The organism is Caballeronia sp. LjRoot34 (genome assembly GCF_964253815.1).
Classification (GTDB): domain Bacteria; phylum Pseudomonadota; class Gammaproteobacteria; order Burkholderiales; family Burkholderiaceae; genus Caballeronia.
Window position 1 is genome coordinate 2,420,967 of sequence record NZ_CAXUSB020000001.1, and the last position, 15,297, is coordinate 2,436,263.

Genomic DNA, 15,297 nt, shown 5'->3' on the forward strand with positions numbered 1-15,297 from the left:
GGGTGCTGGAGATTCATCCAGACGGGGCCTATCGGTACCCGGCAACAGATAGCAAAGTAAGCTAAGATGACAATTTGAAGCACCGGTTAATCACCGTGTGACGGGCAGAACGCGGCTTTTCCGGCAACGGTATGCGCCCACCCAAGCGAGCGGCTCTACACCCCGCAGCGCGGCGAACTATTTCCTGTTTTGGTGTATCGTGGCGAGCATTCAAACGCGGGCCTCGAATTCATAGAGGTATTCACATAATGAGCGAATCGATCAAACATATCAGCGACGCATCCTTTGACCAGGACGTCACGAAATCGGATAAACCTGTCCTGCTCGACTTCTGGGCGGAATGGTGTGGTCCCTGCAAGATGATTGCTCCGATCCTCGACGAAGTGGCCAAGGACTACGGCGACCGCCTGCAGATCGCGAAGATCAATGTGGACGAGCACCAGTCGACACCGGTCAAGTTCGGAGTGCGCGGTATCCCCACGCTGATCCTGTTCAAGAATGGCGCAGTCGCCGCGCAGAAGGTCGGCGCATTGTCCAAGTCGCAACTGACCGCGTTTCTGGACAGCAACCTGTGATTGGAAGCTGCGACTCGCAGTTGTGACTCGAAGCCGGAAAGCCCGCAACGGCATTTCCGGCTCTCGCGGAACAACTGCCTCCCAGCGGCACGACCCGGCCCTGAGCCGCGTCTCATCCGGGCAGCATCGGCAAATACAAGTAAAGACAGCAAAAGCAGTTAGCTGCACGTGAGATTCCAGCAGATTGTTGTGAGGCCACAACATGAACAAATCACACTGTCACCATGGCCACCCGAGGCCCTGCCGGCATGTGCTATGCTAGAATCCTAAGACTGCAAGACGTTTCTTAAGACGGCAAGACGTTTAGGTCCTTGAGCGTTCAGCTCACTTCTCCTCCCAAATTCTCTGTTGTACCTCTTCTCCCTGGCGGGAAATCCGTATGCATTTATCCGAGCTCAAGTCTCAGCACGTCTCCGCATTGATCGAAATGGCCAATGGCCTGGAGATCGAAAACGCCAATCGACTGCGCAAGCAGGAATTGATGTTCGCGATTCTTAAAAAGCGCGCCAAGACCGGCGACACGATCTTCGGCGACGGCACGCTCGAAGTATTACCTGACGGCTTCGGCTTCCTCCGCTCGCCCGAGACTTCGTATCTCGCCAGCACAGACGACATCTACATCAGCCCGTCGCAGATCCGGCGCTTCAATCTGCACACAGGCGACACCATCGAAGGTGAAGTGCGTACGCCGAAAGACGGCGAGCGCTACTTTGCACTGGTCAAGGTGGACAAGGTCAACGGCCAGGCGCCGGAAGCCTCGAAGCACAAGATCATGTTCGAAAACCTGACGCCGCTGCATCCGAACAAACCGATGCCGCTCGAGCGCGAAATGCGCGGTGAAGAGAACGTGACGGGCCGGATCATCGACATGATCTCGCCTATCGGCAAGGGTCAGCGCGGGTTGCTGGTGGCATCGCCGAAATCGGGCAAGACCGTGATGCTGCAGCACATTGCGCATGCGATCAAATCGAACCACCCGGACATCGTGCTGTTCGTGCTGCTGATCGACGAACGGCCTGAAGAAGTGACGGAAATGCAGCGCTCGGTGGTCGGCGAAGTGATCGCTTCCACCTTCGACGAACCCGCCGCGCGCCACGTGCAAGTCGCGGAAATGGTGATCGAAAAGGCCAAGCGCCTGGTCGAAATGAAGCACGACGTCGTGATTCTGCTCGACTCCATCACCCGTCTTGCACGCGCCTACAACACGGTTGTGCCGGCGTCGGGCAAGGTGCTCACCGGCGGTGTGGACGCAAACGCACTGCAACGTCCGAAGCGCTTCTTCGGCGCGGCACGTAATATTGAGGAAGGCGGATCGCTGACTATCATCGGCACGGCGCTGATTGAAACCGGCAGCCGGATGGACGACGTGATCTACGAAGAGTTCAAGGGCACCGGCAACATGGAAGTGCATCTGGAACGCCGTCTCGCAGAAAAACGCGTGTATCCGTCGATCAACCTGAACAAGTCGGGCACGCGTCGCGAAGAACTGCTGATCAAGCCGGACCTGCTGCAAAAAGTCTGGGTGCTGCGCAAGTTCATTCACGACATGGACGAAGTCGAGTCCATGGAATTCCTGCTCGACAAGATCCGTCAGACCAAGAACAACGCTGAATTCTTCGATCTGATGCGCCGCGGCGGTAGTTAATTCAACATAGTTGATCCAACGCGCTGGTTCGAAACATGAAAGCCGCCCGCATTCGCGGGCGGCTTTTTTTCGTCTGCCGAAATGAGTGACACGATTGTAGACGTGAACGTTCACGTTCATGTTGGTCTATAATTTCGCGACATCATCATCCGCCGATAAACCCGTCGGCCAGCACCATGTCCAGCGAACTGCTCACCGTACGCGACGCCGCCGAACGCCTCGGCGTCACCCCGCGCACGCTGAAATACTACGAAGAACGCGGTCTGCTTACACCCAGCCGTAGCCAGGGACGTTATCGGCTATATGACGAAAACGACCTCGAGCGCTTCGGGCGGATCCTGCGGCTGCGATCGCTGGGATTTTCGCTGCACGGCATTGTGGAAATGCTCAAGCGGCCGCTCGAAAAAACGGAAGCCGGTCAGAACCGCTATTCGCCGGATTCGCTGGCGGACATCCGCCAGGGTCTACAGCAGCAACTCGATGCGATCGATAGCCGTATCGAATCCGTACGCCGCGAGCTAAAAGAAGCGCAATCGGTGCGCGCCGAACTGCGTCTCGACCTGGATTACGTGGAAGCGCGGCTCGCCGGCCAGCCTGCCGATGCGCTGCTCGAACGAAGATCGAAGGCGGGCGCGAAAGCCGGGAGCAAGAAGTAATGAGCGCGCGGGCGCCGGTGTTTACCGTCGAGCGGTTGCGCGGCGATTTTTTCCCGTGGGTCCTCGCGCTCGTGACCGGGCTGGATTACTTCGATAACGCCATCTTCTCGTTTTTCGCCAGCTACATTGCGGGCGGAATCAATGCGTCACCGGATGAACTCGTGTGGTCATCGAGTGCTTACGCAGTCGCCGCCGTGCTCGGAATTTTGCAGCAGCAGTGGTGGGTGGACCGCCTCGGGCACCGCCGATATGTGGCCGGCTGCATGTTGCTGTACGCGTGCGGCGCGATGATGTCGGCGCTCACCGAAACCTCGCTGCAACTGATGTTCACGCGCGGTTTGCAAGGCTATTTCATCGGTCCGATGATGGGCGCCTGCCGCATCCTGATCCAGGTGAGCTTTACGCCGCAAAAACGCTCCAGCGCAACGCGGGCATTCCTGATCCTGATTGTGGGCAGCAGCGCGGTTGCGCCCTTGCTTGGCGGCTGGCTGGTGTCGCATTTCGACTGGCGCGCGTTGTTCGCCTGCACCGCGCCCGCAGGGCTCGCGTTTGCCGTGCTGGCGATGCTCGCGCTGCCTGACTCCGGCAATGTGGTGCGAGAGGAACGTGGCGCGACAAGTTTCTGGCCGTATCTATTATTTGCATTCGCGCAGGGCGCGCTGCAGATCGTGATGCAACAAGTGCGCTTCGTGCACTTCAGCACCTCGCCCGCGCTCGTGCTGCTGACGGTCGCGGGTATCGGCGCCCTCGCCTGGTTTGCATGGCATCAATGGCATCATCCCGCACCGCTCGTGCGCCTCCACGCGCTGCGCCAACGCTCGTTTCAGGTCGGCCTCGTGCTGTACATGTTCTATTACTTCGAGTCGACGGGGTTCAGCTACCTGATCTCCCGATTCCTCGAACAGGGACTGGGTTATCCGGTCGAAAACACCGGCCGGCTGGTCGGCATTACCTCGCTGATATCGGGTTCCGCGCTGTTTCTGTATTTCAGGTATACGAAGTACGTGAAGCGCAAGAAATGGATCATCGTGCCGGGTTTTGCGATTGCGGCGCTGGTCGGCTGGCTGATGACGCGAATGTCGCCGGACGTGGCTCAAAGCGATCTCGTCCTGCCCATGCTGCTGCGTGGATTGTTGCTGCTTTTCATCGTATTGCCCGTCGCGAATCTGACGTTCAGGATTTTCGAGATCGAGGAGTTTACGCATGGCTACCGCCTGAAGAATATCGTGCGGCAGTTGACGCTCTCGTTTGCGACGGCGGCGGTGATTATCGTTGAACAGCATCGGGAAGCGCTGCATCAGTCGCGCCTCGCCGAAGCCGTGAATCCGTACAATCCGGAGTTTCAGAACGCCGCGAATACGCTGGCGAATGGCTTTGCCGCGGCAGGCCATTCAGCCGTCGATGCCCACGCGCTGGCTATAGCAACCATTGCCCGTACGGTCGCGCAACAGGCGAGTTTCCTGGCTTCGCTCGATGGCTTTTATTTCCTGATGGGCGTGGCGGTTTGCGGCGGCGTATTCGCGCTCTGGCAGAAACAGATCGATTGAGCGTGCGAGCAATTCGAGAGAACATCGAGAGAGCAATACAAACCTCATGGCCAATTTCCTGACCCGGCTGATTAGCGGGAATCGTCGTGAAAGAGCGCTGCGCAAACACGCCATCGACAACACGCTCTGGCAAAACACGCTCGACCGCCTGCCGTTTTTCAGCCATCTCGACGACGCAGAACGCGCCCGGTTGCGCGAATGTACAACGTTGTTTATCGCGGAAAAGGAGTTTTCGACCGCCCACGATCTGACGCTCACCGACGCGATGATCGTCGCCATCGCGGTGCAGGCCTGCCTGCCCGTACTGAATCTGAGCCTGGAACTTTACCGCGGCTGGGTCGGCGTGATTGTGTATCCGGGCGAGTTCGTGATTCGCAAGACGGTCGAGGACGAGGCGGGCGTGGTGCACGAGATTGAACACGATGCAAGCGGCGAGGCGTGGGAAGGCGGCCCGGTCGTGCTGTCGTGGGAAGACGCGCAGATGACCGATGGCGAGGACGCCTACAACGTGGTGATCCACGAGTTTGCGCACAAGATCGACATGCTCAATGGCGAGGCGGACGGCCATCCGCCGCTCTTTCGACGCTGGCACGCGCCGCTCGATTCCAATGCCTGGAACGACGTCTTCGATCACGCCTACGACCATTTCTGCGCTCAGGTCGATGCCGTTCCCGCGCGCCGCTGGGGCCGGTTTGAGCGTGAATCGTTGATCGATCCCTACGCCGCCGACCATCCGTCGGAGTTTTTTGCGGTCTGCAGCGAGGCGCTGTTTGTGCAACCCGTGGCGTTCGAGCGTGAATATCCGGAGTTGTATCGCCCGCTTGCGCGATATTACCGGCAGGACCCGGCGGGCGTGGGCGCGCTGGCAGCCCTGGCCGCGCCGGGGCAGGAATGAACCCGATGCCTCAGTCCGGGTGCCCCGAAAACATGTCAAACGGCTGATTTTCTGGCATAATTGCCGCTTTTCGACCTCAGGCAAGTGGCTCGCGCTCGCAGGATCGGCTTGAAAAAATGCGCAAAACCCGCAAACCGGGTGGGCTGGCTACCAACAGATATCAAGGAAAGACCATGAAAGAAGGCATTCACCCGAATTACCGCGAAGTGCTGTTCGTCGACATGTCGAATGACTTCAAGTTCATCACACGTTCGACCATCAACACGCGCGAAACCGGCGAGTTCGAAGGCAAGACGTACCCGCTGGCAAAGATCGAAGTGTCGTCGGAATCGCATCCGTTCTACACCGGTAACCAAAAGATCATGGACACGGCCGGCCGCGTCGAGAAGTTCAACAAGAAGTTCGCAGCATTTTCGGCAAAGAAGTAACTAGTCGAGAAAGCAGCCAAGGCTGGATTCGAAAAAAGGCAGCGAAAGCTGCCTTTTTTTCGTCTGTGCGACCGTCTCTGCCCAGGCATCGGGGCAATCTGGAGGCAATCGGGCGAACTCGCCCCGTCAAACCCCCACGCAAATAAGCACCGCAATGACGCGCGCGACGCCGCCCGTCTACAATGCCGGATTCGGTAAAAATCGCACGACCCGCCAAGGCACGAGATTCGCGTGCCATGCACGACCCAAGCGCCGCCGCATTGCTTCATCCGCGCTCCATCAGTTTCGTTCCATCGCCCAAACGCATGCGAAATGTCGTCCGTCTGACCGCCTCCGCCACCAACGCCCTGCCGCGCTGGCTGCTGCTCGCCATTTGTATCATCTACGCGTCGTTTGGACTGTTCGGCCGCGATCCATGGAAAAACGAGGACGCAGCGGGCTTCGGCGTGATGTGGACAATGGCCAACGGCAGCGTGAAAGACTGGCTGCTGCCGAATCTGGTCGGCAAGGCGCTCACCGGAGACGGCCCGTTCATGTACTGGTTCGGCGCGGGTTTTATCCGCCTGCTGAGCCCGTGGGTCGATGCAAGCAATGCATCGCGCGTGGTAACGGGATTACTGTTTTGTATCGCCTGCGCGTTTGTCTGGTACACGGCGTATCTACTTGGCCGGCGCGACGAGGCACAACCGTTCAAATACGCCTTTGGCGGTGAGCCCGAGCCGCGCGACTACGGCCGCACACTCGCCGACGGCGCGCTGCTGATCCTGCTCGCCTGCTTCGGCCTGGCGGAGCGCGGCCACGAAACCACGCCCCAGTTGGCTCAGTTCGCCGGCACCGCCATGCTGCTCTACGGCCTCGTGCGCAGTTGCGACAAGCCGATCCAGGGCGCGCTCATCTGGGGCGCGGCTATTGGCTTCGTGGGTTTGTCGAGCAGCCCGGTGCTGGTGCTCGCACTGCTGATCTGCACGCTGGCCATGACTGTCATCGTGCGCGAGGTGCGGCCGTTCTATCTGGTTGTGCTCGGCGTGCCCGTCGCGGTCATCCTGATCGGCGCTTGGGTGTGGCCGGTGCTGCACTTCTACCCGGACGACGGCGAATGGTGGCTGCGACAATGGTGGCGTAACAGCTTCGACTCGTTTTCCGGTTCGCCAATCCAGGCGCTCTCCTACGCCCTCAAGAACCTGCCGCTCTTCACGTGGCCCGCGTGGCCGCTCGCTATCTGGACCTTTGTGAGCTGGAGCGGACTGCGCCGCTCGCCACACGTGGCTGTGCCGCTATCGGTGATCGGGCCGCTGCTGGTGCTGGTGATCCTGCAAAGTCATCAGTCGAACCGCCTGTTCATGCTGTTGCTGCCGCCGTTGTCCGTGCTGGCCACGTTCGCGCTGCCAACGCTCAAGCGCGGGGCGATCAACGCCATCGACTGGTTCGCGATGTTGAGTTTCACCCTGCTCGCCACGTTCGTCTGGCTTGTCTGGACCGCGGGCCTGTTTAGTTTCCCCGCGCCGCTCGCGCGCAATCTCGCGCGTCTCGCACCGGGTTTCCAGCCCGAATTCAAGATCCTGTCGTTCGTGTGCGCGGTCGCCGTGACGATATGCTGGTTTTCGCTCGCGCGCTGGCGTCTCGCACGTCATCCGAAGGTGCTGTGGCGCAGCGTCGTGCTGTCGAGCGCGGGAACCACGCTGATGTGGGTGCTGCTGATGACGCTGTGGTTGCCGGTGGTGAACTACAGCCGGACGTATCGCGACGTGGCCGAACAGATTGCCGATCATCTGCCGCCTGACTACACCTGCATTTCCCCGGTGCGTCTGGGCGATGCGCAGATTTCGACCTTCGCGTATTTCGGCGGCATGCATTTCGCCTTCGATGAAGACTGCGACGTCATCCTGCGCCAGGACACGCAAGATTACGGCGAACCGTCGTCGATCTCGCCGTTCGAGTGGAAGCTCGTGTGGGAAGGCCGGCGCGTGGCCGACCGGGACGAACGGTTCCGGCTGTATGTGCGCATCGAGCGGCCGGTGGCGCCGGTCAAGCGGCTGCGACCGAAGTCGCTGCATCGCGGAAGCGACTGACCATGTGGCCGGATGTCCGCAAGATCGTGGCCCTGGCGTGGCCGGTGCTGATCGGGCAGTTGGCGATCATCGCGTTTGCGGTGATCGATACCGCCATGGTCGGACGCTATTCCGCGACAGATCTTGCAGCACTCGGCCTGGGTTCGTCGATCTACATTTCCGTCTATATAGGCTTGACCGGCATTCTGACGGCGTTGCAGCCCATCGCCGGACAATTGTTCGGTGCGCGGCACGAAGCCGAGATCGGCGAGGAAGTCCGGCAGGCGTTATGGCTGGCGGCGGTGTTATCGGTAATCGGCTTTGTCTGCCTGTATTTCCCGCAGCCTCTTCTGAGAATCGCCGATACCCCTCCCGCCCTGCACGATCGCACCCTCGCCTATTTGCGCATCCTTTCTTTTGGACTGCCCGCGGGTCTCGCGTTTCGTGTCTATAGCTCGCTCACGAACGCCGTCGGCAAACCACGCTTGGTCATGTTTCTGCAAATCGGCGCGCTGATGCTGAAGGTCCCGCTCAACCTGTGGTTCATCTTCGGCGGTTTCGGCGTGCCAGCGCTGGGTGGTCCGGGCTGTGCCATTGCCAGCACGATCATCAACTGGGTCATAGCCATTGTCGGCATAACGGTGCTTCTGCGTGTCGAGTTCTTCCGGCCGTTCGGCGTGTTTTCGCGCTTTTGCTGGCCCGTCTGGCAGCGTCAAAAGGCGTTGCTCAAACTCGGCATTCCGATGGGGTTGTCGTATCTGATCGAAGTGACGTCATACACCTTCATGGCGTTGTTCATCTCGCACTTTGGCACGACCACGCTGGCTGGACATCAGATCACCGGCAACATTGGCGCGGTGCTTTATATGACGCCGCTGTCCATTGGCGTGGCGTCCGCGACCCTTGTCTCGCAAGCACTCGGCGCTCAACGTTTCGATGCCGCCCGTTCGCTCGCCCGCCACGGCATTGCGTTGTCGTGCGGCATTGCGTGCGTGTACGGCGCGGCGCTGTTTGCACTGCGACCCTACTTGCTTGAGGCCTACACGCCTGACAGCCAGGTGATCGCGGCAGCCATGCCGTTGCTGGCCATTGTGGTGTTCTATCATTTCTTCGATGCCCTCCAGATCACCACGGCTTTCGTGCTGCGCGCCTACAAGGTGGCGGTCGTGCCCACGGTGATCTACGCGGTTGCGCTGTGGGGCATCGGGCTGGGCGGCGGGTACGTGCTCGGGTTCGACGTGGGCGGTTTTACGCCGGCATGGCTGCAAGGCGCACGCGGGTTCTGGGTAGCGAACTCGCTAAGTCTGGGCGTGGCCGGCGTAGGACTGTTTCTCTACTGGCGTCGGATCAGCACGCGGCACATTCCAAACGATCGCGTCCGCGCAGGGGCCGAGCCGGTTTAGCTTCAACCGCCACAACCGCGCACTCGATGCAATCAGTTCACATCGTCTTGTCATAAAATGAAAACAATTGGCAAGGATGACGTAACATTCCGGTAAAATCGCCAGCGTTTTGGTCACCTGGAACGAGTGCGATGATCCGCGTCATAAAAAAACAACGCTGGCCGCTGGCCGCGCTTACCGCTCTCTCCTTGCTGGCAGCGGGCTTCCTGGGCGCCACGCATCGCGCGGACGCTGCCCGCACGGTGAGCGTATCGCCACAGGGCAAGGTGACGCAGGTGCGCCAGGTGGTCGTCAAGTTCGACGAAGCCATGATCGCGTTCGGAGACCCCGCAGCCAAAGCCCCGGCTCAGGTCCATTGCAGCGGGGGAGCATCGGCGGGTTCCGCTCATTGGATCGACGATAAAACCTGGGCCTTCGACTTCGGACAAGACCTCACGCCCGGCATGCGCTGCTCAGTCGCGCTGGAAGACGGGCTCAAATCCACTGCGGGCAACGCGCTCACCGGTCCACGCCAGTTCCGCTTCGAAACCGGCGGCCCGTTTGTCACGCAAGTCATGCCCGGCGGCGGCGAGATAGAAGAAAACCCGATCTTCGTGTTGCGCCTGAATGGCCCCGCTACGGAAGCGTCCGCGTTGCAGGACATCTGGTGCGAATCGAATGGATTGGGTAACCGGATTCCCGTCAAAACCGTCGACGCCAACGTACGCGCCAACCTCCTCAAACATTTCCGCCTCGAAAAAGACAGCGCACGTGTGCTCACGCTCGCCTGCCAGCAAACCCTGCCGTCCGCCACGAAGATGCAACTCGTGTACGGCGCGGGTGTAGCCGGCCCGAGCGGCCTCGCGAACGATGTGGAGAAGCGCTTCGACTTCGATGTCCGCGAACCCTTCACCGCTAGTTTTTCCTGCGAACGCGAAAACGCGAAAGCACCCTGCACGCCCTTGCGCCCGCTGCGCATCCGCTTCAGCTCGCCCGTGCCGCGTGTGGATGCCCAACAAATCACTCTGCACGGCCCGGGCGGCAAGACCTCGCCCCAGTTCGATCCCGATGAAAAGGACAACGACATCACCAGCGTCCAGTTCGCGGCGCCGTTGCCCGAACACGCGGATTTATCGATAGAACTGCCTGCCGGACTCAAGGATTCCAGTGGCCGCGTGCTGTCGAACGCGGACCTCTTCCCGCTGAAGACATCAACGGCGCCCATGCCGCCGCTTGCCAAGTTTTCATCGTCGACATTCGGAATCATCGAGCGCTTCGCCGAGCCGAACATGCCCGCCATGTTGCCCGTCACGCTGCGCCACGTGGAGGCCGACCTGAAAGTGAACGGGCTTAACGCAGGTTCATCGAGCGTGACGAAACTGCGTGTGGATGCCGACACCGAGATCCGTCGATGGATGAAAACCGTCGATCGTTTCGACGGCTTTTCAATGTCCGTCTCGCAGATCAAAGAGGAGATGCCGCAGGCGCTGAGCAACGGCATCAAGCCCGTCTACGCGCAGAACAGCACGGCGAAAGATCCGCTAATCGATATCCGCTCGCTGTCGTTGCTGGCGAAACAACCGGGCGTTGAAACCCTGAGCGTGCCGCAGGCTGATCCGAAGTCGCTGCGGCCTTTTGAAGTGGTCGGCATTCCGCTCCCGAAACCCGGGTTCTATGTGGTCGAACTGGCGTCGCCGGCACTGGGTGCGTCATTGCTCGGCAAACCGCAAGCCATGTATGTGCGTACCTCCGTGCTTGTGACCAACCTTGGCGTTCACTTTAAACAAGGCCGCGAAAACAGCATCGTCTGGGTGACCGCGCTCGATAGCGGCAAACCCGTGCCGAACGCGCAAGTGCGCGTCACGGATTGCAATGGCGATCAGATCGCCGTCGCCAAGACCGATCTTCATGGCATTGCGACGATCGACAAGCCCTTGGCATCGGCGCGCTCTTGCGATGAAAACAGCCTCGACTATTCGGGCTTTTTCGTCTCGGCGCGTGTCGATGATCCGAAGACCGGCCCGGACATGGCGTTCGTGCGGTCGGACTGGAATCGCGGGATCGAGTCGTGGCGTTTCAACGTCCCCACCGATATGAGCCGCGATCAAACCACGCGCGCCACGACCGTGTTCGACCGGACATTGTTGCGCGCCGGCGAAACGGTATCGATGAAACATTTGATGCGCGAAGAAACGCTGAGCGGTTTTGCGTTTCCCTCGCATTTACCTTCGCGTGTGACGATCCGTCATGAGGGCAGCGGCCAGACATACCATCTTCCGCTCAAATGGACGGCCGACCGGAGCGCCGATTCCACCTTCCCGATTCCGGCCGCCGCGAAGCTCGGCGAATACAGCGTGACGCTGGATGACGGCTCGGCCAACTCGGATGCCGACAGCGACGACGCCGGGTCAGGGCACATGAGCATCGAAACCGGCAATTTCCGCGTGGAGGAATTCCGCCTTCCGGTGTTCAAGGGATCGATCGGCATTCGCGATCAGAAGACCGGCGCGCTGGTGGCCGCGACCACGGCGCCGCTGGCGGTACAGATTGAATATGTGTCGGGCGGACCGGCATCGAATCTGCCGGTTCAAGTGTCGGCGTTGATGAAAGACACGTCACCGGCTTTTGCTTCGCAGTTCGAATCGTTTAGCTTCGCGCCGTACAAGAAGCCCACCGATGACGGCGCCAGCGCACCCGCAACCGAAGGTGACGACGACAACAGCAACGCGCAGGAAGATACGTCCACGGCCAAGCTTATCGCCGATAAAACCGCGCTGACGCTCGACCGCAATGGCACGGGGACCCTCACGCTGAAGTCGCTGCCCGTGGTGGAAGCGCCGAAGCAGCTTACGCTGGAAGCGACCTTCGCGGACCCGAACGGCGAGATCCAGACGCTGCGCGGCAGCGCCACGCTCTGGCCCGCTGCGGTTGCCGCCGGCATCAAGGCGGGTGACTGGGTGTCAGTCGGCAACGCGGTGCCGGTGCAAGCGCTCGCGGTCGACTTGCAAGGCAAACCGCGAGCGGGCGTTGCCCTGGAAATCCGCGGTGTTGCGCGGACCATGACCAGCTCGCGCAAGCGCATGGTCGGCGGTTTTTATGCCTACGATAACCACACGGAAACCAAGGACCTCGGCACGCTATGCAGCGGCAAAAGCGATGACCACGGCCTGCTTTCCTGCGAAGCAAAACTGAAGGAAGCAGGCAATGTCGACCTGATTGCCATTGCCAAGGATGGTGACGGACGTGTGGCGAACGCGACCACGTCGGTCTGGGTCACGCGTGAAGATCAACTCTGGTTCGGCGGCGAAAACACGGACCGGATCGACGTGCTGCCTGAAAAAACAAGCTACGAACCCGGCGAAACAGCCCGCTTCCAGGTGCGCATGCCGTTCCGCTTCGCCACTGCGCTGGTGGCGGTGGAGCGCGAAGGAATCGTGGAAACGAAGGTCGTGGAACTCGATGGCAAGAACCCGACCGTCGAGTTGAAAGTACAGGAGTCGTGGGGGCCGAACGTGTATGTCTCCGTGCTCGCGATCCGCGGGCGGATTCACGAAGTGCCGTGGTATTCGTTCTTCACGTGGGGCTGGAAATCGCCGCTCGATTGGGTGCACGCGTTCTGGTACGAAGGGAGGCAATATGAAGCGCCTACCCCGCTGGTCGATTTGTCGAAGCCTGCGTTCCGTTACGGGCTCGGCGAGATCAAGGTGGGAACGGCGTCGCACAAGCTCGGCGTGACGGTCACGCCGGATGCCAAGTCGTATGCCGTGCGTTCGAAAGCGCATGTGAAAGTACGCGTGACGCTGCCGGGTGGCAAGCCTGCCCCGGCCGGCACACAGATCGCGCTCGCCGCCGTCGACGAAGCTCTGCTCGAACTGATGCCGAATCAAAGCTGGAACGTGCTCGACGCCATGCTGCAACGGCGCGCGTATGGCGTGGAGACATCGACGGCGCAGATGGAGATCATCGGACGCCGTCACTTCGGGCGTAAAGCCGTGCCCGCCGGCGGTGGCGGCGGACATAGCGCGACACGCGAACTGTTCGACACGCTCTTGCTCTGGAACCCGCGCGTGACACTCGATGCGAACGGCGAAGCAACGGTGGATGTCCCGCTCAATGACGCGTTGACGAGCTTTCGCATTGTCGCGATCGGGGCGGTGGGCGCGGGTCAATTCGGCACCGGCAGTGCATCGATACGCAGCACGCAGGATCTGCAATTAATCTCGGGCCTGCCGCCGCTCGTGCGCGTAGGCGACCAGTTCCGCGCGTTGTTCACGCTGCGCAATACGACCGCACGGACGATGCAGGTTGTCGTGACGCCGCGTGTTCCCACGGTCGATCTCCCTGCGCAAAACGTGACGTTGGCGCCGGATTCGTCGCAGGAGATCTCGTGGGACGTGAAGACGCCGGATGCCATCGGCATGGCGGCAACGGGCGCGTTGAACTGGGAGGTCAGCGCAGCGGAACAAGGCGGTCCGAAAGCCGCCGATGCCGTCAAACTCACGCAGCGCGTGGTGCCTGCGATTCCCGTGACCGTGCAGCAAGCAACGATCACTCAGGTCGACGGCACGTTTGCGTTGCCTGTGGCGCCGCCGGAGACCGCGGTGGCATCGGCGGATGGACAGATTCGCGGCGGCATTGCCGTGACGTTGCAGCCGAAACTCGCCGATGGCCTGCCGGGTGTGCGACGCTGGTTCGAACGTTATCCGTATAGCTGCCTTGAGCAGCAAACGTCGCGGGCGCTGGGTCTCGACGACCTCACGCAATGGCAGACGGTGATCGCGCGGATGCCTTCATATCTTGATAGCGATGGGCTCGCCAACTACTTCCCGCCCTCGGACGATTCGCGGCCTTATGGCAGTCCGGCGTTGTCGGCCTACCTGCTCGCGGTCAGCGATGAAGCATCGAAAGCGGATCCCCGCTTCGCGCTGCCCGACGATCTGCGCGACAAACTCGCAGGCGCGCTGACCAACTTCGTGGAAGGCAAGATCGAGCGGAAATTCTGGTCGCCGCGTCAGGATCTGGACTTCGTGAAACTCTCGGCCATCGAGGCTTTATCGCGTTACGGGCTGGCCGCACCGCGCATGCTCGGTTCGATCACCATCGCACCGAATCAATGGCCGACATCCGCGCTGTTGGATTACTACTCGATCCTTTCGCGTGTCGATGGCATCGCGCAACGCGACGACCAACGCGCTCAGGTCGAGCAGATTTTACGGGCGCGCCTGACGTATTCGGGCACGCGCCTCACCTTCTCCACCGCCGCCGACGACGACCTCTACTGGCTCATGACCGGCCCCGAATCGAACGCGGCGCGCACTGCATTGATCTTCGCCGATAACCCCGCGTGGAAGGATGAAATGCCGCGCCTGATCGGCGGTTTGCTCGCGTTGCAGACGAACGGCGCGTGGCAAACCACGACGTCGAACCTGTGGGGCAAGCTCGCCGTGCAGCGCTTTTCCAAGGTATTCGAAAGCACGCCGGTCAGCGGTCAAACGCGTATTGCGCTGGGTACGACAGAAAAGGCTGTAACGTGGAACGCGCCGGCCTCCCCTGCGAATCCTCGCAACGTGACGTTGCCGTGGGTATCCGGCACGCTGAACCTGACGCAAGAAGGCAGCGGCAAACCATGGGCGACTATCGAGAGCCTCGCGGCCGTCGCGTTGAAAGCGCCGTTCGCGGCGGGTTATCGAATCACGAAAACCATCACGCCGATCGAACCTGCAGTCAAAGGCACGCTCTCGCGTGGTGACATCGTGCGGGTGCATCTCGACATCGATGCTCAAAGCGATATGACATGGGTCGTCGTCAATGATCCTATTCCAGCGGGTGCGACAATCCTCGGCTCGGGCCTCGGCCGCGATTCGGAAGCGGCGACCGAAGGCGAAAAGAGCCAGCAAGGCGCCTGGCCGGCGTTTGTCGAGCGTGGTTTCGATGGGTATCGCGCGTATTACGACTATCTGCCGAAGGGGAAATTGCAGGTGGAATACACCGTCCGGCTGAATAACGCGGGCACGTTCGGGTTGCCGCCTACGCGCGTGGAGGCGCTCTATGCGCCCTCCGTATTCGGCGCGATTCCCAACGCAACGATGATCGTCGCTCCACTGGCCGCGGCCAAATAACG

9 protein-coding genes are annotated in these 15,297 nt (G+C 60.8%); all 9 read left to right on the top strand.

Annotated elements, in window-relative coordinates:
• Window positions 1-248 precede the first annotated feature (248 nt).
• The 9 genes from trxA (at window position 249) to ACSQ36_RS10870 (ending at window position 15,295) form a co-directional block, all read left to right on the top strand.
• Window positions 249-575 carry a thioredoxin TrxA gene (gene trxA, locus ACSQ36_RS10830; RefSeq protein WP_031356443.1) on the top strand — a complete coding sequence of 109 codons (327 nt, stop codon included), beginning with the start codon at window positions 249-251 and terminating at the stop codon, window positions 573-575.
• A 379-nt stretch (window positions 576-954) separates the two neighbouring features.
• On the top strand, window positions 955-2,220 hold the full coding sequence (rho, locus tag ACSQ36_RS10835; protein ID WP_031356444.1) for a transcription termination factor Rho: 1,266 nt from the start codon (window positions 955-957) through the stop codon (window positions 2,218-2,220).
• 176 nt (window positions 2,221-2,396) lie between these two features.
• The gene (locus ACSQ36_RS10840) at window positions 2,397-2,876 is read left to right on the top strand and encodes a MerR family transcriptional regulator (protein ID WP_436181902.1); all 480 of its coding nucleotides are present in this window, start codon (window positions 2,397-2,399) and stop codon (window positions 2,874-2,876) included.
• On the top strand, window positions 2,876-4,423 hold the full coding sequence (locus ACSQ36_RS10845; protein WP_436181903.1) for an MFS transporter: 1,548 nt from the start codon (window positions 2,876-2,878) through the stop codon (window positions 4,421-4,423). The genes ACSQ36_RS10840 and ACSQ36_RS10845 overlap by 1 nt, the downstream gene beginning before the upstream one ends.
• Window positions 4,424-4,469: 46 nt before the next feature.
• The gene (locus tag ACSQ36_RS10850; protein WP_436181904.1) at window positions 4,470-5,318 is read left to right on the top strand and encodes a M90 family metallopeptidase; all 849 of its coding nucleotides are present in this window, start codon (window positions 4,470-4,472) and stop codon (window positions 5,316-5,318) included.
• Window positions 5,319-5,491: 173 nt separating this feature from the next.
• Entirely contained in the window at window positions 5,492-5,746 is a 255-nt protein-coding gene (locus tag ACSQ36_RS10855; protein ID WP_031356448.1) for a type B 50S ribosomal protein L31, read from the top strand.
• 305 nt (window positions 5,747-6,051) lie between these two features.
• Complete coding sequence (locus tag ACSQ36_RS10860) at window positions 6,052-7,815, top strand: ArnT family glycosyltransferase (RefSeq protein WP_436183153.1); 1,764 nt, start codon at window positions 6,052-6,054, stop codon at window positions 7,813-7,815.
• Between the two features lie 2 nt (window positions 7,816-7,817).
• Window positions 7,818-9,197, top strand: coding sequence for an MATE family efflux transporter (locus ACSQ36_RS10865; protein ID WP_436181905.1), 1,380 nt, complete (start codon window positions 7,818-7,820; stop codon window positions 9,195-9,197).
• A gap of 131 nt (window positions 9,198-9,328) precedes the next feature.
• Window positions 9,329-15,295 (top strand): MG2 domain-containing protein, encoded by a 5,967-nt coding sequence (locus ACSQ36_RS10870; protein WP_436181906.1) that lies wholly within the window; start codon window positions 9,329-9,331, stop codon window positions 15,293-15,295.
• Window positions 15,296-15,297: the final 2 nt, after the last annotated feature.

Bases quoted from the DNA above. Each gene is read 5' to 3' on its own strand.
- ACSQ36_RS10840 (WP_436181902.1), top strand. From the start codon at position 2,397: ATGTCCAGCGAACTGCTCACCGTACGCGACGCCGCCGAACGCCTCGGC.
- ACSQ36_RS10865 (WP_436181905.1), top strand. From the start codon at position 7,818: ATGTGGCCGGATGTCCGCAAGATCGTGGCCCTGGCGTGGCCGGTGCTG.
- ACSQ36_RS10845 (WP_436181903.1), top strand. From the start codon at position 2,876: ATGAGCGCGCGGGCGCCGGTGTTTACCGTCGAGCGGTTGCGCGGCGAT.
- rho (WP_031356444.1), top strand. From the start codon at position 955: ATGCATTTATCCGAGCTCAAGTCTCAGCACGTCTCCGCATTGATCGAA.
- trxA (WP_031356443.1), top strand. From the start codon at position 249: ATGAGCGAATCGATCAAACATATCAGCGACGCATCCTTTGACCAGGAC.
- ACSQ36_RS10870 (WP_436181906.1), top strand. From the start codon at position 9,329: ATGATCCGCGTCATAAAAAAACAACGCTGGCCGCTGGCCGCGCTTACC.
- ACSQ36_RS10850 (WP_436181904.1), top strand. From the start codon at position 4,470: ATGGCCAATTTCCTGACCCGGCTGATTAGCGGGAATCGTCGTGAAAGA.
- ACSQ36_RS10855 (WP_031356448.1), top strand. From the start codon at position 5,492: ATGAAAGAAGGCATTCACCCGAATTACCGCGAAGTGCTGTTCGTCGAC.
- ACSQ36_RS10860 (WP_436183153.1), top strand. From the start codon at position 6,052: ATGCGAAATGTCGTCCGTCTGACCGCCTCCGCCACCAACGCCCTGCCG.